This is a genomic window from Arcobacter acticola, assembly GCF_013177675.1.
GTDB lineage: Bacteria > Campylobacterota > Campylobacteria > Campylobacterales > Arcobacteraceae > Aliarcobacter > Aliarcobacter acticola.
Window position 1 is genome coordinate 1,317,709 of the sequence record NZ_CP042652.1, and the last position, 22,079, is coordinate 1,339,787.

At 26.7% G+C, this 22,079-nt stretch carries 19 protein-coding genes; 10 read left to right on the forward strand and 9 right to left on the reverse strand.

Annotation, left to right across the window (positions count from 1 at the left end; genetic code table 11):
- Positions 1–4 precede the first annotated feature (4 nt).
- Positions 5–856, forward strand: coding sequence for a transglutaminase family protein (locus tag AACT_RS06800; protein WP_172126085.1), 852 nt, complete (start codon positions 5–7; stop codon positions 854–856).
- A 29-nt stretch (positions 857–885) separates the two neighbouring features.
- Here the strand turns inward: AACT_RS06800 and AACT_RS15615 are convergent, their stop codons facing one another.
- From AACT_RS15615 to fliK, 9 genes are all read right to left on the reverse strand, one after another.
- On the reverse strand, positions 886–2,541 hold the full coding sequence (locus AACT_RS15615; RefSeq protein WP_172126086.1) for an efflux RND transporter permease subunit: 1,656 nt from the start codon (positions 2,539–2,541) through the stop codon (positions 886–888).
- Between the two features lie 8 nt (positions 2,542–2,549).
- The gene (locus AACT_RS15620) at positions 2,550–4,109 is read right to left on the reverse strand and encodes an efflux RND transporter permease subunit (protein WP_172126087.1); all 1,560 of its coding nucleotides are present in this window, start codon (positions 4,107–4,109) and stop codon (positions 2,550–2,552) included.
- A 9-nt stretch (positions 4,110–4,118) separates the two neighbouring features.
- On the reverse strand, positions 4,119–4,880 hold the full coding sequence (locus tag AACT_RS06815; protein ID WP_172126088.1) for an efflux RND transporter periplasmic adaptor subunit: 762 nt from the start codon (positions 4,878–4,880) through the stop codon (positions 4,119–4,121).
- Positions 4,880–6,244: a TolC family protein gene (locus tag AACT_RS06820; RefSeq protein ID WP_172126089.1), complete on the reverse strand. Its 1,365-nt coding sequence runs from the start codon at positions 6,242–6,244 to the stop codon at positions 4,880–4,882. Before AACT_RS06820 ends, AACT_RS06815 begins: the two co-directional genes overlap by 1 nt.
- Before the next feature lie 128 nt (positions 6,245–6,372).
- Positions 6,373–7,101: a flagellar type III secretion system pore protein FliP gene (gene fliP, locus AACT_RS06825; protein ID WP_172126090.1), complete on the reverse strand. Its 729-nt coding sequence runs from the start codon at positions 7,099–7,101 to the stop codon at positions 6,373–6,375.
- Between the two features lie 73 nt (positions 7,102–7,174).
- Positions 7,175–8,953 (reverse strand): penicillin-binding protein 2, encoded by a 1,779-nt coding sequence (gene mrdA / locus AACT_RS06830; protein WP_172126091.1) that lies wholly within the window; start codon positions 8,951–8,953, stop codon positions 7,175–7,177.
- The gene (locus tag AACT_RS06835) at positions 8,950–9,390 is read right to left on the reverse strand and encodes a hypothetical protein (RefSeq protein ID WP_172126092.1); all 441 of its coding nucleotides are present in this window, start codon (positions 9,388–9,390) and stop codon (positions 8,950–8,952) included. The genes mrdA and AACT_RS06835 overlap by 4 nt, the downstream gene beginning before the upstream one ends.
- A gap of 62 nt (positions 9,391–9,452) precedes the next feature.
- Positions 9,453–9,776: an EscU/YscU/HrcU family type III secretion system export apparatus switch protein gene (locus tag AACT_RS06840; protein WP_172126093.1), complete on the reverse strand. Its 324-nt coding sequence runs from the start codon at positions 9,774–9,776 to the stop codon at positions 9,453–9,455.
- A 1-nt stretch (position 9,777) separates the two neighbouring features.
- On the reverse strand, positions 9,778–11,658 hold the full coding sequence (gene fliK / locus AACT_RS06845) for a flagellar hook-length control protein FliK (RefSeq protein WP_172126094.1): 1,881 nt from the start codon (positions 11,656–11,658) through the stop codon (positions 9,778–9,780).
- 42 nt (positions 11,659–11,700) lie between these two features.
- Between fliK and AACT_RS06850 the strand changes: the two genes are divergently transcribed.
- The 9 genes from AACT_RS06850 to ftsZ all read left to right on the forward strand — a co-directional run bounded on the left by AACT_RS06850 (position 11,701) and on the right by ftsZ (position 22,010).
- Complete coding sequence (locus AACT_RS06850; RefSeq protein WP_172126095.1) at positions 11,701–12,195, forward strand: gluconate 2-dehydrogenase subunit 3 family protein; 495 nt, start codon at positions 11,701–11,703, stop codon at positions 12,193–12,195.
- Positions 12,192–13,850, forward strand: a complete 1,659-nt coding sequence (locus tag AACT_RS06855) for a GMC family oxidoreductase (RefSeq protein WP_172126096.1) — start codon at positions 12,192–12,194, stop codon at positions 13,848–13,850. Before AACT_RS06850 ends, AACT_RS06855 begins: the two co-directional genes overlap by 4 nt.
- A gap of 69 nt (positions 13,851–13,919) precedes the next feature.
- Positions 13,920–14,825 (forward strand): hypothetical protein, encoded by a 906-nt coding sequence (locus AACT_RS06860; protein WP_172126097.1) that lies wholly within the window; start codon positions 13,920–13,922, stop codon positions 14,823–14,825.
- An 86-nt stretch (positions 14,826–14,911) separates the two neighbouring features.
- Positions 14,912–15,262, forward strand: coding sequence for an arsenate reductase (glutaredoxin) (gene arsC, locus AACT_RS06865; RefSeq protein ID WP_172126098.1), 351 nt, complete (start codon positions 14,912–14,914; stop codon positions 15,260–15,262).
- Positions 15,259–15,624, forward strand: a complete 366-nt coding sequence (locus tag AACT_RS06870; RefSeq protein WP_172126099.1) for a hypothetical protein — start codon at positions 15,259–15,261, stop codon at positions 15,622–15,624. The genes arsC and AACT_RS06870 overlap by 4 nt, the downstream gene beginning before the upstream one ends.
- On the forward strand, positions 15,624–17,954 hold the full coding sequence (locus AACT_RS06875; protein ID WP_172126100.1) for an AAA family ATPase: 2,331 nt from the start codon (positions 15,624–15,626) through the stop codon (positions 17,952–17,954). The genes AACT_RS06870 and AACT_RS06875 overlap by 1 nt, the downstream gene beginning before the upstream one ends.
- Before the next feature lie 58 nt (positions 17,955–18,012).
- Positions 18,013–19,476 (forward strand): peptidylprolyl isomerase, encoded by a 1,464-nt coding sequence (locus tag AACT_RS06880; RefSeq protein ID WP_172126101.1) that lies wholly within the window; start codon positions 18,013–18,015, stop codon positions 19,474–19,476.
- A gap of 3 nt (positions 19,477–19,479) precedes the next feature.
- Entirely contained in the window at positions 19,480–20,877 is a 1,398-nt protein-coding gene (gene ftsA, locus AACT_RS06885) for a cell division protein FtsA (protein WP_172126102.1), read from the forward strand.
- Positions 20,877–22,010 carry a cell division protein FtsZ gene (gene ftsZ, locus AACT_RS06890; protein ID WP_172126103.1) on the forward strand — a complete coding sequence of 378 codons (1,134 nt, stop codon included), beginning with the start codon at positions 20,877–20,879 and terminating at the stop codon, positions 22,008–22,010. Before ftsA ends, ftsZ begins: the two co-directional genes overlap by 1 nt.
- Positions 22,011–22,079 lie beyond the last annotated feature (69 nt).

Here is a 22,079-nt window from a genome sequence, read left to right on the forward strand (position 1 = left end):
AATTATGCAACGCTTTAAAATTATACATAGAACGTATTATAACTATTCAAATAGTGTTGATTTAGGAGCTCATAATTTACTTTTAAGACCAAGAGAAAATCATGAACTTAGAATCGAGAATTTTGTTTTAAATATTACTCCTAAAGCAAAAGTTTTATGGCATAGAGATGTTGAAGATAATTCTGTAGGAATTGCCAGTTTTACTGAATCAACGCAACAATTATTAATAGAAAGTGAATTAATAATTCAACAATATAATGAATCACCTTTGGATTTTTTAGTTTCTTCATATGCAATTAATTATCCATTTACCTATGAAGCGGATGATAACTTAATTTTATCTGCATATAGAATACTTCCAGATGAACAAACAAGGAAACTATTAAATAACTGGATTTTCAATATATATAAAATAAATGAAGAAATTCAAACCTATACCTTACTTCAAAGATTAACTACTTATATTTATAAAAATTTTGTATATAAAATTAGAGAAGAAGTAGGCGTTCAAAGTGCAAGTGAAACTTTATCATTAGGTACAGGTTCTTGTCGTGATTTTGCTTATTTATTTATGGAAGCAGTGAAATGTCTAGGGCTTGCAACTAGATTTGTAAGTGGTTATTTATATGCTCCTTTAATGAGTGAACAAGTAGGTTCGACTCATGCTTGGGCTGAAGTTTATGTTCCAGGGGCTGGATGGATTGGTTTTGATCCTACTATTGGTAATATTGTAGGAAAAGATCATATCGCAGTTGCAGTGTCTAGACTTCCTAATAACATCTCACCAATTGCAGGTTCTTTTTCAGGAACTGCAACTTCAAGTTTAGATGTTGGAGTTTGGGTAACTTTATGTTAGTTTTTGAAATGTTATTTAATTAAAAAAGATTATAAAATCTTTTTTAACTGATTTTTTATAATAACTGGTACAAAAAACATAGAAACAACATAAGAGATTAAAGTTCCACCAATAAGTGCCACACCAAGCCCTCCAAATACAGCATCGTTTGCTATTAAAGCACTTGCAAATACCATTGTAAGAACTGTTAGAATTATTGGCTTAGAACGTGTTGCTGTGGCTTTTGCAATGGCTTCGTTTATACTCAAACCTTTTTCAATTACAAGTTGTTTTGAGAAATCTATAATTAAAGTCGAATTTCTTGAGTTTATTCCAATAAGTCCTATAAATCCTATAAGTGAAGTAGCTGTTAAATAGAAAATATCAACAGTTATCAAATCCATAATTATATGAGCAAAAATAACTCCAATTATTGATATAAAACTTGATAATACAATTCCCCCTGAAATTGCAAAACTTTTATAATACATAACCATTAAAAAGAAAATTAAAACAAGAGCAATTATAAACGCTCCTCCTAAATCTATAAATGTATCAATTGTAACTTTTAATTCCCCATCAAAAACCAAATCAAATCTTTCATTTGTTTTTTTATCTATAAATGATAGGTTTAGCATATTTGTTTTTATAAGATCATAATCAGAACTTAAACTATCTATCATTTCATTTCTAGCATCTAAAAGAGGATATATTTGACTATCTTTAGAAGTTTCAGCTATTACGTTTATCATTAGATTTAAATTCTTTGAAGTAATTGTTGGCTCTTTAATAACTTCTTTGATTTTTACAAATTCAGAAATACCAACTGTGTTCCCTTGGGCATTTATAATTTTTAGAGTTTGAAGTTTTGCTTTTAAATCATCTACTTTTGAAGTATTTAACAATCTTGAATCATCAAGTCTTAAAAAAATTGGGATTTGATTTTGTGCATTTGCTTTATTTATAACAGATACTTTCATTCCTTCAAAAGCTAAATAAAGAATATTTTTAATTTGCTCTAAATCAACATTACTTATAATTGCTTTTGAATTATCAAGTTCAAGCTCGTACATCATAAAATCTTTATCAGCTAAAATATCAATATCAACTAAAGTTGCTTGATTTTTTAGAATTTGTGCAATTTTAATTGCAAAATTTCTTCTACTTTCAAAACTATTTCCACCATATATTTCACTAACTATTGAAGCCAAAACAGGAGGGCCAGCGGGTAGCTCTATAAATTTTATATTTGCTTCATATAAAGAACAATTTTTTTGTACATCAGCTCTTAATTGGCTTACTAAATTATAACTTGTGATTTCTCTATCTTCTAGTTTTTTTATATTTACCATTATTTCAGCTTGTGATTCTTTATCTTTTAGAGCACTTTGTTTTACTAAGGCTGCAAAATCAAGGGGTTGACCTTCTCCTAAAAATGCTGAAATATTTGTAATATTTTCATCTTTTTGAAGATTTTTAGTAATACATTGGACAACTTCTTTTGTTTGATTTATGCTAGAACCATCTTTTAAATCAATATAAATAGAAAAAGTATCTGAATCCTTGCTTGGAAGCATTTTTGCTTTTGTTATTTGTGTTGGAAATGTTGCAATACTTAAAATAAATAAAATTAAAGTGATTAAATAAACCAAAAAAGATTTAAAAGGACTTTGTAAAATGTTGTAAATAAATTTTTCTAATCTCATATAAAATCCTATAAAACTTTTTTAACTAAATATGGCGTAAAAGCATATGCAACAAATAATGACATAGCTAAGGAAATAGGTACAAAAACAGGAAGAGGGTGCATAAACTGTCCCATCATTCCACCTACGAAAAACATAGGAATAAAAGTCATTATAATTGCAATTGTTGCAATATTGGTGGCATTTCCTATTTCATTCGTTGCATTTATTGAAATATTTGTAATATCAATATTTGGTGATTCACTTTTGTGTCTATGAATATTTTCAATTACAATAATAGCTGCATCTACTAACATTCCTAAAGATACTATTAGTGCAAATAGCGTAATTCTATTTATTGTTTCTCCAAAAATAAAACCTATAAAAAGAGTAAGTGATAAAATCATAGGAACCATCACAGATACAATCATCGCTTCTTTAAATCCAAGTGTAAAAATAAGTAAAATAGCAATAATAACAATAGAAATCAAAAGATTTGCAACTAAATCATTTACAGCATTATTTGCAGTATAACCATCATCTCTTGTGATAATATATTTGATATTTTTTGCTAATAATTCATCTTTTATAGAGTCCATATATGCAAAGATATTTTCATTTATACTTACAGAGTTAGTCCCTTTTAGTTTTGATGCTGTTAGGGTGATTTGTTCTGATTGCTCAAAATCTCCTTTTTCATCTTTGATATAAATTAGAGCCTCTTTTTTATTTTGAATATCAAAAGATTTTTCTACCTTTGCTATATCTTTTAGATAAATAGGTATTTGGAAATTATAAGAGATTATTAGATTTTCTAGGTCATTTATATTTTCTATTGCTTGTTTTATTCCAAAAACTACTACTGATGAACTTTGTGTATTTGTTGTAATATTTGGTGTTTTGTACGAAAGAGATTGTATTTGCTTCATAACTTGAGCTAATGAAAGATTGTAAGCTGCTAGTTTATTTGCATCAACTTGTACATTAAACTGCTCTTTTTTTTCACCTTTTAAATCAACTAAAGCTACATCTTTTATTTTATTTATCTCTTTTGATATTTTGCTTACTTCATTATATAAATCGGTTTGTAAAATAGCATCTTTGCCATCTATTTTATTGGCATAAAAAGCAATAGTAGCAATTGGAATATCTGTATCTATATCCATTGTTTTAATAATTGGTTGCATTGCACCTTGTGGCATTAAATCCATATTTCTCATAACTTGGTCATAAAGTTTTAGATTTGATTCTTCTTTGTTTTCACCTATAAAATATTGAACTTGCACGATTCCAACTGAATCTTTTGCAAATGAATAGATGTTTTCAACACCTTTTATTTCTCTGATTTTTTTCTCTAAAGGCTCAATTATAACTTTTTGTATTTCACTTGGATTTGCACCAGGAAGTGCTACAATTACTACACCACCACTTACTTTTATTTGAGGGTTCTCTTCTCTTGGCATTACAATTAGTGAAATATAACCTAAGGCTAGAATAAAAAATCCAAAGATAAAAGTCAAAGGATGATTTATAAAAGCTAAGGATAGTTTTCCTGCAATATTTAGATTTTTATCTATTTTATTATTCATCTAAAATTCCTAATTAGCATTTGCTAAATCAATTAAAATTTTTGAATACATTCCAGGATAGATATTAAAGTTTTCTTTATTAAAAGAGATTTTTAATATAAATGAGTGAGTCATTGCATTTGTATTTGGAATAATAGCTTCAATTACCCCTTTTGTTTTAAAGTTTTGAGAAGCTATTTCTATATCAACACTTTGACCTATTTTTATACTATTTAGATTTGTTTCTGAAATATCTGTTTTTATTAAAAGATTTGATAAATCAGTTAATATAAATGCAGGTATAGAAGGCATCGCCATTTCACCTGCTTTTATTGATTTTTTGATAATTAAACCATCATTAGGGGCTTTTATTTTTAGATAATCATATTGAGTATCAACTTCTTTTAATTTTGCATTTGTGATTAAAATCATATTTTTTGTATTTAATAGATTTAATTCTAGTTGCTCTAAATCATATTTAGATACTAAATCCTGCTCTTGTAATCTTTTATATCTGTTGTAGTTTAATTGAATATTTTTTTCTTGATTTTTTAAAATCTCTAGATTTAAAAGAACTTCTTTTTTATTTGAATCAATACTAGAAGAATCTATTTCATATAAAATATCACCTTTTTTTACCTGAGAGCCTTCATTTACATAAACATCTTTGATATATCCCATATTTCTACTTGTAATAATCTTTTCATTATCAGAAATCACTGTTCCTGATAGTTCTAGTTGATTTGCAAATAAATTTACACAAAAAATAGTTGTTAGTAATATTTTTATCATTAGTTTTTTTCCTCTTTAATATTTTTTCCTAAAACAAGATTTAGTGAAGCTAAAGCAAGAGATTTTTCATATCTAGCTTCTATTAATAAAGCTTCATTTTTTCTAAAGTTTGCTTCTTGTTGAAGTAGGGTTGTCATTGAAATTAGTTGGTTTTTATATTGTAATTTTGCTTGCTCTAAAATATCATTTGCTAGATTTTTAGCTTGCATTTTTTCAAGTAAAATTTTCTCTTTTGTTTCTAGGTTTAAAACTGCTTTTTTAAGCTCTAGTTTTATTGCATCTTTTAATTTTTCTTGATTTAATGTGGCTTTTGCATACTCTATTTTACTTTTTTGTTTTTCAATATTTCTTGTATTATCAAATAGAGTTATTGTTATACCAACCATAGCCATATAATAGTCTTTATCTTGTGATAGAGTTAAAGTATCATCATTAAATCCATACTCTAATCTTGAAAAAACAGTAGGATAATAAGCTGCTTTTGCAATATCAATATTTTTTTTACTAGCATCTACTTGAATGTTTTGCATTTTTATTTCATCTCTATTTTTTAAAGCTTGCTCATAAAGCTCTTTTTCATTTGGAAATTTAAAATAGATATTTTCAAGATTTTCAACATCAGTGATTGAATCATAAGAACTTAAAAAACCTAGATATGCAAGAGCTAGTTGAAAGTTATTTTTAGCTTCAAGTAGTTGAGAATTTATATTTGATTCATAAACTTTTGCTTCATTTACATCTATTTTTGTTACAAGTCCCTCTTTATGAAAAGCAATTGCTCCATTTTTCATAAATAAAACAGACTCTTTTGCTTTTTCTAAGGCTTTGACAAAATCTTTTGCAACAACAGCACTATTGTAAGCTTTTAAAACCTCAAACTCTAGCTCTTTTTTATCAAGATTATATTTTATGCTATTTGCTTGTTCTTGAAGTTTTAAAATATCCTTTTGATTTGATAATTTAAATCCTGTAAAAAGTGGAATATCGTATGTTAATTTTGTGTTGAAGTTGTTTCTTGCACTTGGATAGTTTAAATTATCAGGAATAACATTTTGTCCAGCCATAGCTTGTGCCATAGCTGATGGAGTAAATCCAAAATCATTGAAAGTGGCTTCCCTTGAAGATAGTTTTGAATTAAAAACATAACCTGAATGATTTGTTCTGCTTATCTCTTCACTAAGAGAGAATTTTCCATAAGAAACAGCATCAATATTTTCTATATCCAGTTTTGAAGACTCTATATTTAGTTTTTGTTTTTGTAAATCTTTACTATTTTTTATAGTTGTTTCTAATATTTTATCAAAACTAACACTTTGTGCATATGCAAAAGAGACTAGTAATAATGATAAATAAATTTTATGCATTTTTCATCCTATGTTCACTATATAGGCGATATTATACATTAAAAAATAAGAAATGCATATGGAAAAGTGTTTATATAATTATAAATATAAGTTATATATAAATCTGTTATATATATTATAATATAGGCTTATTTAAAGCTTTGGGCCAGATTACCAATTATTAATTGCCAGCCATCAATTACTATAAAAAAGATAATTTTTATGGGTAGGGATATCATAACAGGTGGAAGCATCATCATCCCTAGACTCATTAAAATTGAAGCCACAATTATATCTATAACTAAAAATGGTAAAAAGATTAAAAATCCTATTTCAAAAGCAGTTCTTAGTTCACTTACTATAAATGCTGGCATTAAAAGAGTTAATGGAACAGCGTCTATATTTTTAGGATTAGGTTCTTTTTTTATTCTATAAAAAAGTGCTAAATCATCTTCTCTTGTATTTTTTATCATAAATTCTTTAAAAGGTTTTATACCTCTTTCAAAGGCAACTTCATAACCAATTTTTTCATCCATATATGGTTTAATACCATCTTCCCATGATTTCTTTCCATAAGGTTCCATGATAAAGATTGTTAAGATTAATGATAAAGATATTACTATTTGAGTAGGAGGAGTTTGTTGTAATCCCATTGCTTGTCTTAGAAGTGAGAATACTATTATAATTCTTGTAAATGAAGTAACCATTAGTATTAGCGTAGGTGCTAATGCCATTAATGTTAAAATTATAGCTATATTTATAGTTTTTACAAATTGTGCAGGTTCGTTAATTCCAGAAACAGACAAGTTTACTATTGGTGCTGTATCTTCTGCAAATGCAAAAATAGATAAAAGTAATAAGGTAACTATAATTTTCAAAAAAAATCCTATCTAAAAAATGAGTTCAATGTTATCCAAAAAATGTTTAAAACGATATAATCAAGAACTAGGCTTACTCTTCACTTGTAATATAACCTAATTCATATAATCTGTCATAGATTTTACTAGCAATATCTCCTGCTGCTTCTCCACCATGTCCACCATGTTCTTCTATAACTGTTACAACATATTGTGGATTTTTAAAAGGAGCATAAGTTGTTATCCATGCATGAGATCTTTGATAATATTGTAACTCACTCTCTTTCATTCTTACTTTTTCAGATTGAGGAATAGATACAACTTGCGCTGTTCCTGTTTTTGAAGCAATTGTAATTTTAGAATTGATATGTTTACTAGCTGTTCCTTTTGCTGCATATGAAACATCATACATTCCTTTTCTTAGCACATCTAAATACTCAAGTGGTATATCTAATTCTTTGGGCTCTTCATATGTTGCTTTATAAAAGTGTGGTTTAGGAAGTTTCCCTGTTGCTATATAACTTGTATATCTAGCAATTTGTAAAGGTGTTACTAATACATTTCCTTGCCCGATTGATGAAATTACTGTTTCACCTACATACCAAGGTTGATTATATTTCTTTTCTTTCCATTCTTTATTTGGATTTACTCCAAAAAATTCATTAATTTGATCAACACCAGTTTGTTGACCAAATCCTAACTTATCAAGGGTGCTAGATATTTTATTGATACCAATTTTTAAACTCCCCTTATAAAAGAAATCATCACAACTTTCAGCAATTGCTTTTCTAAATCCAACATTTCCATGTCCTGTTGATTTCCAACATCTAAAATTTCTATTTCCAATTGTAATAGATCCTGAGCAGTTTACATTAAAGTTGTCTTTTATATTGTTTTCTAAAAATGATAAAGCAACACCCATTTTTATAACAGATCCAGGAGGATAAAGTCCATTTATTATTTTATTTGTAAATGGATGATTAAAATCGTTTCTCATATCATTCCATTCTTTTACTGAAATTCCACGTGCAAAAATATTATTATCAAACTCAGGAAATGATGCAGCAGATAATATTTCACCATTTTTTGCATCCATCACAATAACAGCTCCACTTTTTCCAGTAAAAATTTCTTGAATATATTTTTGAAGATTTATGTCTAAAGTGATTTTGATGTTATTATCTATTGATGGTTCTTTTTCATCTAAAATTTCAATCTCTTTATTTAAAGCATTTACTTTTACATCTTTATAACCCATTTCCCCTTGAAGCTTGGTGTTATAGTACTTTTCTAAACCATTTTTACCAATTATTCCATTAAATGAAGATAACTCATTATTCAAAATATCAATTTTAGAAGCTTTTCCTACATATCCAATTATATGAGAAGCTACTTCTTTTTGTGGATAATATCTTTTTGTTGAAGATTCAATTTTGATATCTTCCTTAGATGCTAAGATTGTATATTTTGAGAAAAATTCATCATAAGGAATATAATCAATTATTTCAATGAAATCATGATTATAAGAAGAATCAGCTTTTTTATACTCTTTCAATAGTTTTTCTTTTTCATATTTTGGAAAATGTTTTACTATTAAATCAATAATATTTTCTAATTGCTCTTTATATTTGTATGAGCTTAAATGAGGTTTTATTAAAATAGTAAAACCCATTTCATTAATTGCTAGTTTTTCACCATTTCTATCTTCTATGATTCCACGAATTGGTATTTTATTAACTCTGTTTATATAATTATTTTTTGATAATTCTTCATAATATGTGTTTGATTTTATACTTAAAAAATATACTCTTGAAAGTAAAGTAATAACAATTGTAAAAATTACAAGAAAAATTATAATTAATCTTATTTTCAAAGAAAGGCTCCTAAAAATAGTAGATCTATTATTGTATTTATAACTAAAGCGATAAATATATCCTCAGTTAATCCAAATGATATAGCCCACATAATAATAAGTCCTATGTAAAAAAATATTATATAAATATAACTATTTCCTGCACTATAAGACATTGAATTTTCTTCTTTTGGAAGAATAAAAATATAGATAAATAAGGATAAAAGAGTTAAAGAAAATGGCTTTAATCCTGTATTTATTTCGATAAATAAAAATGATATGATTACAAATGCTAGTGAATATAAATATCTTTTTCTAAGACATCTATAAAATGCTGTAAATAAAATTCCAGCAAGCATCACTAATAAAAAATGTATAGATGCAATAGTGTTTATTGTTATTGCAATTAATAATACTATAAATAAAAAAAATGGATTATCTAGGTTGTTTCTTGTCATATGTATCTAATATTTTATTTTGAATAAGTTTGGATTATAGTATAAAAAGTCTTATATGAATATCAAAACTTATTTATAAGGGAATTTGTTGTTTTCTCTTTGAGTTTACTATCAATATCTTTTTTATTATTTGATAAATCATAGATAAAAGAAAATATTTCAGCCACAGCTTTATACATAGATCCTGGAATCTCTTTATCTATATCAATTTGTGATAGAAGTTCTATTAAATCTGCATCTTCTTTTATTGGTATATCATGCTCTTTTGCAATTTTTATAATATTTGAAGCTGTTTCACCTTTACCTTTTGCAGTGATTTTTGGTGCATTGTCTTTTTCAATATCATATTTTAAGGCAATTGCTTTTTGTGTTATATTCTTTTCCATTTTATGCCCTTATATCAATACTTGAACTTATTGTTTGTGAATAGCTGTTTTCCATATAAGTTTGAGCTGGATCTTTTTTCTCTACTTGTTCTTCTTTTAAATCTAAAAGCTTAATATTCACAGGAATTAGGTCTACACTATTTAAAGCAACTTTTAATGATTGCATATTATCTCTAATAGCTGTTTTAAAATGTTCTCTTTGAGCATAGATTGTTAAATCAATTTTATTTTTATCATACATTGCAAGCATTAAATCAACTTTTCCAAAATCTTTTAGGGTTAAATTTATTTGACAATAAAACTTATCTTCATCAGTTTTTTTCATGGAGATATTACCCTCATCAAGCATTTCCCAAAAAAATGGTAAATATACATTATTTGAGTTAGAAGTTATTGAGGCTAATTGATGATAATCTATTTGAGTTAATAATTTATCCACTTGTCTTGCTAAATCTTGTGATTTTGGATCAGTTTTAGAACTAACTTCATCTTGTATTTGTAGTAAAATAGACTTCATATCATCTGAAATATTACTTGATTGAGCTTTTGGATATGCTAAATCTTTTATTAGATTTTCTACATTTTCAACTAGTTTTGAAATATGAGTTTGTACTGTAGTGCTATTTGGGTTTAAGGTTTCAAGACTTTCTTTTAGATTGGTTAATAAAGGGCTTAGATTTGATGAGAAATTATTTGAAAAAGTACTTATATTATTTTGATTTAATATATTTTGTATATTTTCACCTTTAACAAATAAATTATCCATTTTTAATAAGTTATCAATCAATGTAAGCGTATTCTTACTTGCAATACTTGGATTTTGAACTAGTTCATTTTTTATTTGAGTTAATAAATCTTTTGTTTGTGCATTTATTGCTTCTTTATTTTGAGTTTGAGATGTACTTAAAGAATTAGTTAAATTTTCTAAAGATGAAGTAAGAGTTCTTAAATTACTTGAAGTATCGCTACTACTTGGATTTTGAATAATTTTTGCTATAACTTCATTTATCTGTTTTGCTTCTGGCATATCCATGTTTTTTACTAGATTTTGTACTTGACTTAGTGTATCTTTATTTATTGAACTTGGATTTTGTATTAAATCATTTTTTATTTGAGTTAGTAAATCTTTTGTTTGAGCAGTTATTGTTTCTTTATTTTGTGGATTTAAATTTGCTGTATTATTTTCTACTTTTGATTCAAGTAAAGCACCATTACTTATAAACTCTTTTAATTGATTTGTAAGTGTTGATAAATTTTGTGTTTGGGATGTATTTAAAGTATTACTTAAATTTTGTAAAGAAGAGGTAAGTGTTTTTAAATTACTTGACAATTCAGTGGTATTTGAGCTTTGGAAAGTTTTTGTAAGTAATTCATTTACTTGCTTTGCTTGTGTGGTATCAACATTTTTTACTAAATTTTGTATTTGATTTAAAATATTTTCAATTTTTGCATTAGGAGTTTGAGTCATTTTTGATTCTAAAAAAACACCTGATTTACTTATTTGTTCTTTTAAAGTACTTGCATCCATATCTTTAATATTTTTTAAGAAGCTTTCTATTTGAGGTTTAAATTTTTGTAAATTTTCATCCTGTGAAATATCATCCATTAAAGTACTAAGATTACTTGATACATTTCCCATTTCTTTAAAAACAGTAGAGTTCTTTAGGACATTCTCTATTGTTGCATTTGATTTCGTTCCACTTTTTAAGCCATCAAACAATTCTTTTATAACATCTTTTACAGAAGTAGAATTATTTTTTAGCATTTGATCTAAGCTTTTTGAATCGGCTTCTTTTAAAACCTCTTTTAAAGCTTTGTTATCATTTGGCAATAGTATATTTAATGATGTATTATTTGAAACTAACATACAAAAGTATATCATATCTAAATACTTTATAAACACTTTTTTAGTTATAATTTTTTTATGAAAAGAAGAAAATTTATAAAATTCACCACTATTACTGCTTTATTGTTCTACTCAAATATTGTTATTGCGAGGGAATTCTCAAAAGATTCATTATTGATTTTAGATGAAGTTTTAAATATTATATTTCCAAAAACAAATACAATGCCTAGTGCAAAAGAGTTTGAAGCTTTAAATTATTTAGTTAAAAATATTTCCCATAAAAGTTTTGATAATGATGATAAGGTTTTAATAATTGATGGAACAAAAGATTTTCAAAGTAGTTTTCCAGAATTTTTGAGTTTAGATAAAGAAGAAAAAAAAGAACTTATTTTTTCAATAATAAAAAAGAGTCAATATGCTAAATCATGGATTTCAAAACTTTCATATTATGGAATAGAAGCTATGTTTAGTGATCCTTTATATGGTGGAAACTCTAATCAAAGAGGATGGCTTAGTGTTAATCATAATATTGGATATCCAAGGCCAATAAAGCTTTATGGAGAAAAAATATGATTTATGATGTCTGTGTTATTGGAAGTGGAGCAGGGGCTGGCCCTATTATTTATGAACTCAGTCGAAATGGTTTGAGTATTTGCGTTCTAGAAAAAGGTGATATTTACAATGAAAAAGATTTTTCAAAAGATGAAATAGCTGTTGTCAGGCGTCCAATTTACACTCCAAGTTTAAAAGATGAATATCACACTATTGAAGAGTTTGTCGAGGGTTCATGGCAAAAGTTTCCAACATATGAAACAGCTTGGAGTTTTTGGAATGGGAATCTTCTTGGAGGTTCTTCAAACTTTATGAGTGGATATTTTCACAGACTTAAACCAAATGATTTTAAACTTGCATCTACCTATGGAATTGCTCAAAATTCTAATATTGTTGATTGGCCTATAAGTTATGATGATATGGAAAAATACTATGAAAAAGTTGAAAGAATTGTAGGCGTTTCAGGTGAAGTTCAAGAATATGAATTTGTGGAGCCACGAAGTACAAAAGATTTTCCATATGCACCATTACAAGAGAATAAAATAGTAGAATTAATAGATAAAGCTTGTCGTGAGTTAAATTATAAAACAATAAAAACACCAAGGGCAATACTCTCAAGGCAAAAAGAGCATAGAAATCCTTGTTATTATTCCAATTATTGTGGTTCATATGCATGTTCAAGTGCTGCAAAAGGAAGCTCAAGAGCTTCATTAATAAAAGATGCACTAGTAACAAATAACGTAAAAATAATTCCAAATGCCTTTGTAATAAAATTAAATACTTCAAAAGATAAAAAAATTGAATCGGCTATTTATTTAACAAAAGATGGAAGTAAAAAAGAGATAAAAGCAAAGCTTTTTGTAATTGCTGCTCAAGCAGTTGAAACATCAAGACTTTTATTAAATTCAAAAGATGAAAACTTTCCCAAAGGCCTTGCAAATAATAGTGGAAATGTAGGAAAAAACTTTCTATCAAGTAGTGGTGGAATAGTAAGTGCTACCTTTGATGAGTCAAATTTACCTTTAAAAGATTTATTAGCTTCAGGACTTTTTGTAAATAGATCAATTATGGATTGGTATTACAGCGAAAAATTTAAAGGTGGAACTATTGATATACTTTTTGAACACGCAAATCCCATAAGAAGAGCATCCTTTTTAAGATATGATGAAAATGATGAATTAGTTATTGGTGAGAAATTACAAAATAGTATATTTGAAAGACTTACTAAAACTAGAACTTTAAATATGGAGTTGTTTTTAGATTGGACACCAAATGACAACTCCTTTATAAGTGTAGATGAAAAATATAAAGATAAGTATGGAATCCCTGTAGCAAATATAAGAATTGGAAGCCATGAACAAGATCTTAAAGCTGCAAACTTTTTAAAAGAGAAAGCTCTAAAAGTATTTGAAAAGATGGGTGGTAAAGATATAGTTTCTATTATTTCAGCACTTCCATCTTCAAACCTACAAGCAGGTGGTTGTAGATTTGGAGATAATCCTAAAACTTCAGTTTTAAATAAGTATTGCCAATCACATGAAGTTTCAAATCTTTTTGTAACAGATGGAAGTTTTATGCCAACGGGTGGAAGTGTACCTTTTACTTGGACTATATATGCAAATTCTTTTAGAGTGGCTGATTACATAAAAGAAAATTTTGAAAATATAATTATTTAAATAATTTCTTATAAAGTATTTATTAAAGCTTAGATAAAATAATAACTTAATTATAACCGGAGATGTTTTATGAAAAAAATAGTAGTTCTTCCTTTTTTAACTTTATCACTGTTTGCAAGTGGTGATTATATACCTGTAAGTGAGTTATCACATAGTAAAAAAGAAGAGTATAACTTCGTAAATAAAACTAATATAAACAAGCAAAACAGTCAAGTTGAAACAAATAATTACAAAAGTGTATCTCAAGAAAGTGATGAAGTAATAGAACCACTTGAAGAAGTTGAAATAAAAGAAACAAAACCAAATATTATTGAAAATATAAAAGAGAAAAAAGAAATAATACCAAATACTAAAACAGTAAATAAAACATTAATAAAAGAGTATAAAAATGAGAATATTTTAAAAGATGAAGTGAAATATAGTGATAATTCTTTTTCTAAAGATTTTTCTGTAACTCCTAAAATTTCTTATATGAATGTAACTACAAGTGTTGATAAATTAAATATTAATAATAAAAGTCATGAAATTATTCCTGAATTTTCTTTAACATATAAGAATGAGCATACAATAAAAGCTGATTATTTTAATGTAAATAGTGAAGAATTTGATACTAATTGGTATAGAGTAGCATATTTATATAAATTTTTAAATGCAAATATTGGATTGGCATTCAACAGCACAACACTAAAAGGTATTGCTATTGAAGATGGAAAAGATAATGAAAAATTTGCCACACTAGAACTTCATTTAAAAAATTCACAAAACCAACTTCAAGTTGAATATGGTGGCTTTTATGGGAAAAATAGTGGAAATATAAAAAGTGCATATGAATATTATTTAAGTCTAGGTTATAAAATATTTAATAATGATAATTTAATAATCAATGCAGGATATAAAAATAGAACAATAGAAGATGATGATGGGTATATAATTGAATACAAAGGTCCAACTCTAGGAATTAGTAGTACTTTCTAAGATAAAATATTACAAAATGTGATATTTATCTTCTGTAAAATAAGTTTTGGATATAATAAACACTAATATAATATTAGGTATAAAATATGCAAAACATTCAAATCTGGCATAATCCAAGATGCTCAAAATCAAGAAACGCAATGACCCTTTTAGAAGAAAAAGGTATCAATGCTGATGTTGTGAAATATCTTGAAAACACTCCCTCAAAAGAGCAATTAAAAGAAGTTTTAAAAAAATTAAATATGAAAGCCTCTGAACTTTTAAGAACAGGTGAAGATATTTATAAAGAACTAAAACTAAATACCATAAGTGATGAAGAAAAACTTATTGATATAATGATTGCAAATCCAATATTAATTGAAAGACCAATTATAATAAAAGGAAACACTGCTGTGATTGCAAGACCTATTGAAAATTTAGAAGAGCTAATAAAATGATATATGAAATAAATGAAAAACAACAAAGAATAAAATATATAAGGGTTTTAGAAAAGTTTTTTACAAGAACTGTTTCTTTATTAAAATTAGATAATTTCGATAAAGATTTATTTATTCAACGAACTATAAAAAATTATGAAGAATTTACTAAAACAAAAGAGATAGATTTATATTCAGATTATTATACAGATTTAAAAGATTATATAAATAGAACAATGTTTTATGTAAATGAACATAGTAAAACTTTTGAAGAAGAAAGAGCAAATCTATTAAAAGATGCGAATCTTTTACAAAAAGAAAAAAATAGAAGTTCATATAAAAAAGATAAACATAAAAACCAAAGTTTTAATGACGGATATTAATGGGTCAAGAAGAGTATAAAAGTTTCAAATTATCAGGAGTTATAAAAAAAGTTTTATACAAAAATGAAGAAACAAAATACATAATAGCAGTTTTAGAAAATAATCAAAAAATATGTGGAGCATATTTTGATACAGATATTGAAAAAATAGTTGGTGAAGAAGTTATTTTAAAAGGAAATTGGACAACCCATAAAAAATATGGTGTTCAATTTGAATTTGATACTTTAGAACTAAAAGAAGCAGAGATATTCTTTTTTCTTACAAAAATTGTAAAAGGAGTTGGTAAAAAATTTGCCCATGAACTTCTTGAAAAATATACAGAAGAAGAACTTGTTGAAATACTAAATGAAAAACCTCAAGAGTTATTGGATTTCAAAGGGATAAAAGAAAAAAAGCTTCAAACCATAGTTTCTTCTTGGCAAAAATTTAAGCACCTAAGAGAGTTGGGTTCATTTCTTGCAAAATTTGGTGTTACTTCAAATCTTATTACTAAAATATATGCCTCTTTAGGTGAAATTGATAATTTAATCGAAAAAATAAAAGCTAATCCTTATATTTTAATAAACATAAAAGGAATAGGATTTAAAAGAGCTGATGAAATAGCTAAATCACTAGGAATCGATCCTCGAAGTGAATTTAGAATAATGGCCTGTTTAAACTATACTCTAAGAGAATTTTGTGATAACAATGGAAACTCTTCTATTGATAAATTTCACTTATATAAACTTCTAGATGATTCTTTGAGATTTCATAATGAAGAGCTTTTGTATGAGCAAGCAATTTCAAAAATGCTTGTGGATGAAGATTTATTTGTAACAAGTGAAAACAGATACTCTTTATCAATGCTTTATTATGCAGAAAAAAGAATACTTGAATTTTTCCAAAGAAGAAAAGATGAAAAAAATAGAAAAATCATTGCTACATTTGATGAATATCTTATAAAAAAACAAGAAACCTTAGGTTTTGAGTTAAGTCCTGAGCAAAAAAAAGCAGTTGAACTTATAAATAATGGAGATAAAACATTATTTTTAATAGGTTACGCAGGAACTGGTAAATCAACTTCAAGTAGAGCTATATTAGAACTTCTTGAAGAAACAATGTCTTATGATGATATTATGACAATAGCACTTTCAGGAATAGCTTCTCAAAGGATTGCTGATACTACAGGATACAATTCATCAACTATTCAATCTCTTTTAATGAAGCATAAAGAGAAAGATTTTTTCCCTTACAAAGCTATTTTATTAGATGAAGCATCAATGGTAAATTCTGTTACTTTTTATCAAATAATCTCAAAAATTGATGATGATACAATATTTATAATCGTAGGAGATGATGGACAGTTACCTGCAATTGGTGCTGGAAATGTACTCGCTGATTCTATAAAATTTGAACTAGCTCCTATTTGTAAATTAACTAAAATTTATAGACAAAGTGAAAATCAAGCAATTGCAGTAATTGCAAATGATATTAGAAAAGGTGAAGTTCCTGCTTTTAAAGAAGATTATGAAGATTTCAAATTTATAGATGTTTCAATATCAAACTATTATTCACAAAAAAACTCTGTTTCTTCAAATGATTTTGCAGATTTAAGAGGAGAAAATTCTGAATATATTTTGAATAATATTTTAAATATTTCTTCAGGCTATATTGAAAAATATTATGAATATATAAAAAAGAAAAAGATATCAAAAGCATTAATACTTTTTCAAGTAATAACTCCGATGAAAGCAGGCTTATTAGGTGTTGATAATTTAAATATTCAACTTCAAAAACTTTTTAATCATACAAAAGGAAAAGCTTTTACATCTAAAGTTTATGAATATAAATTAACTGATAAAGTAATTCATATAAAAAATGAAAATATGAAAGCTCAAACTATGAGTATGTATAAAAGCGCATCAACAGATTTTTTAGAAAGAAGAGTTTATAATGGTCAATTAGGACTTATTATTAAACTAGATTTCGATGAAGAAAAATGTATTGTTTTATATCCAAATGATGATATGGTAGTTTTTTATGATTTTGATAATGTTCATTCATTACTATCTTTAGCATACTGCTTAACAATTCATAAAACCCAAGGAATGGAGTATGAAAATGCATTGATTCCTATGAGTTTTTCCCATTATATAATGCACAATACAAAACTTTTATACACAGCAATAACAAGAGCTAAAAAAATGTGTTTTATTGTGGGAGAAGAAGAAGCTTTTAAAAGTGCATGTAAAAAACTAGAAATAACAATTAGAGAATCTGTTATAAATGACTTACTATCGAAGAAAGAACAAAAAAATATTTCAGAAAATATAGAAAAAATTATTGTTTAACAAACATAAAAGCAAGTATTTTGTATCATATCTAAAATTTTTAAGAGGATAATATTTTATGATAACGTGGATGCAAAGACATAAAAGATGGCTAGTTATTACTATTTGGATTAGCACAATTGCGTTTGTCGGAGCTGGCTTTGTTGGTTGGGGTTCTTATGAATATGGAAAACAAGGTGGAGTTGTAGCAGTTGTAGGTGAGAGAGAAGTATCAGTTGAAGAATATCAAGAAGAGTATTCTAATCTTTATGAACAATATTCAAAAATGTTTGGTTCAATGTTCAATAAAGAACTAGCTGAGCAATTAAAATTAAAAGATGTAGCTTACAAACAAGTTTTACAAAGAAATTTAATTTTATCATACGCAGACTCATTAGGTCTTGACGTTACAAATGAAGATATTGCAAAAGAGTTAGTAAAATACGATGCTTTCATTAAAGATGGAAAATTTGACAAAGATACTTATATAAAAGTTTTAGCTCAAAATAGAATGACTCCAATAGCTTTTGAAGAGTCATTAAAAAGAGGTTTATTATTACAAAAAGTTCAATCATTATTTGATTTAAATCCAAATGGTGCTGAAATTGAAAACTTAAGTAAATTAATCTTTTTAGAAGATGATATTTCAATCAAAATTTTAAGTCTTAATGATATTTCCGTAGAATTAAAAGATGATGAAATTAAAAAATATTGGGAAGAGAACAAAAACTCATATATGTCTGAAGTTTCTTATGATTTAGTATATAAAGATATTCCAGTAATATCATCTAATTCTTCACAAGAAGATATCAATGCTCATTATGAAAAGTTTAAAATTGATTATAAGCACGCTGATGGAAAAATCAAATCATTAGAAGAAGCTAAAGATCAAATTATAAAAGATTTAGATGAGAAGTTTACAAAAACTGAAGCTTTAAAAATTTATTTAAAAATTAAAAAAGATGAAGAAAAACTTGAATCAACTGTTAACTTCAAAGAATCACAATTACCATATTTAGCTGAAGACAATGCTAAAATATTGGAATCTAAAGAGGGTGAAATTATTAAGCCTTTTGTTTACGATAATAAATATGTAATTGTTAAATTAAATAAAAAGAATGTATCAGCTCCATTATCATATGAAGATGCACTAGTTAGTGTTAGCTCTGATTATGAAAAAACATTAAAAACTAAAAAATTAGATGAATTAGCTGCTAGTGAATTAAAAACTTTTAAAGGTGAAGATATTTTAGGAGTTACTAGAGAATCTATTACTAAAATCACAGGATTAGAGCAACAAGAAGCTTCTAAGTTCTTAAATCAATTATTCTCTTCTACTACAAAAGAAGGAATAGCTAAATTAGATAATAAAATTGTTTTATATAGAATTAATAATTCAAAAATTTCAGACTATGATAAAACAAAAGATGATGTTGTTAAAAGCACACTAAAACAACTTCAAGAGGAAGAACTAATGACAAATTTATTAAAAAGATTAGAAAATACTTTTCCAATCCAATCTTCAATTCAAGAAAAGGAGTAATAGTTGAATAATACTTTCTTAGCAATTGATATAGGTTCATCTACCATAACAGCAGTTATTGCAAAGCATGACCTAGAGAATAATATAAATATTTTAGGTACAGGTATTCAAAAAAGTAACGGAATTAACAAAGGGTTAATAATAAATATTGAAGAAGCATCTAAGTCTATTAAAGATGCAGTTTCTGTTGCAAAAAGAACAACAACTGAAATGATTGATACTACAGTAGTTTCTATTTCAGGAAGTTATTCAAAAAGTATTAGAAGTAGTGGTTCTGTTAATGTACCAAATGGATTAATTACAGAAACAGAAATTAATCAAGTAATGCAAATGGCTTTATATAATGCAACGATTGTTCCAGAATATGAAGTTGTTCATGTTGTTCCAATTTTCTTTAAAGTTGATGATTCAATTGAAGTTGATAATCCTTTAAATATGAACGGATCAAGACTTGAAGTTTCAGTTTATATAGTAACAGCTAAAAGAACTGCTTTAACAAATATAAAATCAGCTCTTAAAATATCTGGTATAGAAGTTGTTAAATTTGTTTTAGATTCATATGCTTCAGCACTTGCTGTTTTAGATGATCAACAAAAGAAATTTGGAGCAATCGTTATAAATTTAGGTGCAACAACAACTGAATTTGTATATTTTAAAGGTAATTCAATTATTTTTAATGGATTTATTCCTGTTGGTTCAAATCATGTAACAAATGATTTATCAGTTATGTTGCATACTCCTCCAACAGCAGCAGAAAAAATAAAATTAGAATATGGTTCACTTGTAAGAAACTATTCTCCTAACAATGAATTAGGTGTTACAAAAGTTAAAATTCCTAGAATTGGTGATGAAGATAGTATTTCTGAAGTTGCCCTTGATTATATTCAAACTATTATTCATGCGCGTGTTGAAGAGGTTTTAGTTTTAGTTAAAAATAAACTAAAGAAAAGCGGTCTCATGGACAATACAGGTTCTGGAATTGTAATTACAGGTGGTATGAGTTATCTTGATGGAATAAAAAAATTAACTGAACGAATTTTTGAAGGTATTCCAATTAGCGTAGCTAATCCAAAAAATATTAAAAATGGTTTTATGAGTTTTGATGAAGCAAACATGGCAACTATCGTTGGATTACTTTTTTATTCGTTAGGTACAAATAGAAGTTACCAATTAGATTCAAGCAAAAAGTTAATTAAACCTTTCAAGAATGATAGAATTGTAGAGCAACAAAAGATTTCAGTATCTAATAGTAACAATCATCATATATCTGACAAACCTCAGGTTGAACATTTGAAAGAACAAATACAAATAAAAGATAACGCAACTGTTTTAACGCCTTTGACAAGAGATAAGAAAAAGGGTGTTTCAAAATTCTGGGGTAAAGTATCGGAGTGGTTTTAATGGAAAATTTATTTAGAGTAGATGATATAAAAGTGGATATGCCAAGCAAAGTTTTATCTGATAATGTAGCTAAAATAGCTGTAATTGGTGTTGGTGGTGGTGGTTGTAATATGATTAACCACATGATAAATGAAGGTTCTCATAAAATTGATTTAATAGCTGCTAACACAGATTTACAAGTATTGCATATCTCAAAAGCTCCAAAGAAAATTCAATTGGGACTTAAACTTACAAAAGGTTTAGGTGCTGGAATGAAACCAGAAGTTGGTCGAGATTCAGCTGTCGAAAGCTATGAAGAAATAAAAGCTGCGCTTAAAGGTGCTGATATTATTTTTATTGCTGCTGGACTTGGTGGTGGAACTGGAACTGGAGCTGCTGCTATTATTGCAAAAGCTGCAAAAGAAATTGGGGCATTAACTGTTTCTGTTGTTACTAAGCCATTTACTTGGGAAGGTAAAAAAAGAGCAGGATTAGCTAATCTTGGACTTGAAGAGCTTAAGAAAGTAAGTGATTCGATTATCATTGTTCCAAATGATAGATTATTAGAAATAATTGATGAAAACGTTGGAATGAAAGACGCTTTTAAAATAATTGATAATATTTTATACCAAGCCGTTAATGGTATGAGTGAAGTTATTTTAAATCCAGGTAATTCAGATATTAATACTGACTTTGCAGACGTTAAAACTATTATGCAACACAAAGGTATGGCATTAATGGGAATAGGACGAGCAAAGGGTGAAAATGCAGCTCACAGAGCCTTAGAAGATGCTATTGATTCTCCTTTACTTGATAAAGTTTCTCTAAATGGTGCTAAAGGTATTTTAATTCACTTTAATATACATCCTCAAGTTTCATTATTTGCTATAAATGATGTAATGGGTTCTATAAATGATAGAATGGATTCTAATGCTGAGATTATTTTTGGAACAACATCTGATTCTACTTTAGAAAAAGATGAAGTTAAAATTACTATTGTTGCAACTGGATTCGAATCTAGAAATGATGAACCAGAAGAACCAGCTGAAGGTACAGAAGAAAATGCTCAAAATGCAGTTCCTTTGGATATCGAAACTTATTTAGATACTCCTCCATTAATGAGAGATTATATAGTTCAATACCAATTAAACTAATAAATTATTTTACAAATAAAAAAAGGCTTTAAACGTAAGTTTAAAGCCTTTTTTTTAATATAAATCTAT

Coding starts and splice junctions, on each gene's coding strand:
- AACT_RS06860 (WP_172126097.1), top strand. CDS start 13,920: ATGAAAAAAATAGTAGTTCTTCCTTTTTTAACTTTATCACTGTTTGCA.
- AACT_RS06820 (WP_172126089.1), bottom strand. CDS start 6,244: ATGCATAAAATTTATTTATCATTATTACTAGTCTCTTTTGCATATGCA.
- AACT_RS06850 (WP_172126095.1), top strand. CDS start 11,701: ATGAAAAGAAGAAAATTTATAAAATTCACCACTATTACTGCTTTATTG.
- AACT_RS15620 (WP_172126087.1), bottom strand. CDS start 4,109: ATGAATAATAAAATAGATAAAAATCTAAATATTGCAGGAAAACTATCC.
- AACT_RS06815 (WP_172126088.1), bottom strand. CDS start 4,880: ATGATAAAAATATTACTAACAACTATTTTTTGTGTAAATTTATTTGCA.
- AACT_RS06855 (WP_172126096.1), top strand. CDS start 12,192: ATGATTTATGATGTCTGTGTTATTGGAAGTGGAGCAGGGGCTGGCCCT.
- ftsZ (WP_172126103.1), top strand. CDS start 20,877: ATGGAAAATTTATTTAGAGTAGATGATATAAAAGTGGATATGCCAAGC.
- AACT_RS06835 (WP_172126092.1), bottom strand. CDS start 9,390: ATGACAAGAAACAACCTAGATAATCCATTTTTTTTATTTATAGTATTA.
- AACT_RS15615 (WP_172126086.1), bottom strand. CDS start 2,541: ATGAGATTAGAAAAATTTATTTACAACATTTTACAAAGTCCTTTTAAA.
- AACT_RS06870 (WP_172126099.1), top strand. CDS start 15,259: ATGATATATGAAATAAATGAAAAACAACAAAGAATAAAATATATAAGG.
- AACT_RS06800 (WP_172126085.1), top strand. CDS start 5: ATGCAACGCTTTAAAATTATACATAGAACGTATTATAACTATTCAAAT.
- AACT_RS06875 (WP_172126100.1), top strand. CDS start 15,624: ATGGGTCAAGAAGAGTATAAAAGTTTCAAATTATCAGGAGTTATAAAA.
- AACT_RS06880 (WP_172126101.1), top strand. CDS start 18,013: ATGATAACGTGGATGCAAAGACATAAAAGATGGCTAGTTATTACTATT.
- arsC (WP_172126098.1), top strand. CDS start 14,912: ATGCAAAACATTCAAATCTGGCATAATCCAAGATGCTCAAAATCAAGA.
- fliK (WP_172126094.1), bottom strand. CDS start 11,658: ATGATATACTTTTGTATGTTAGTTTCAAATAATACATCATTAAATATA.
- AACT_RS06840 (WP_172126093.1), bottom strand. CDS start 9,776: ATGGAAAAGAATATAACACAAAAAGCAATTGCCTTAAAATATGATATT.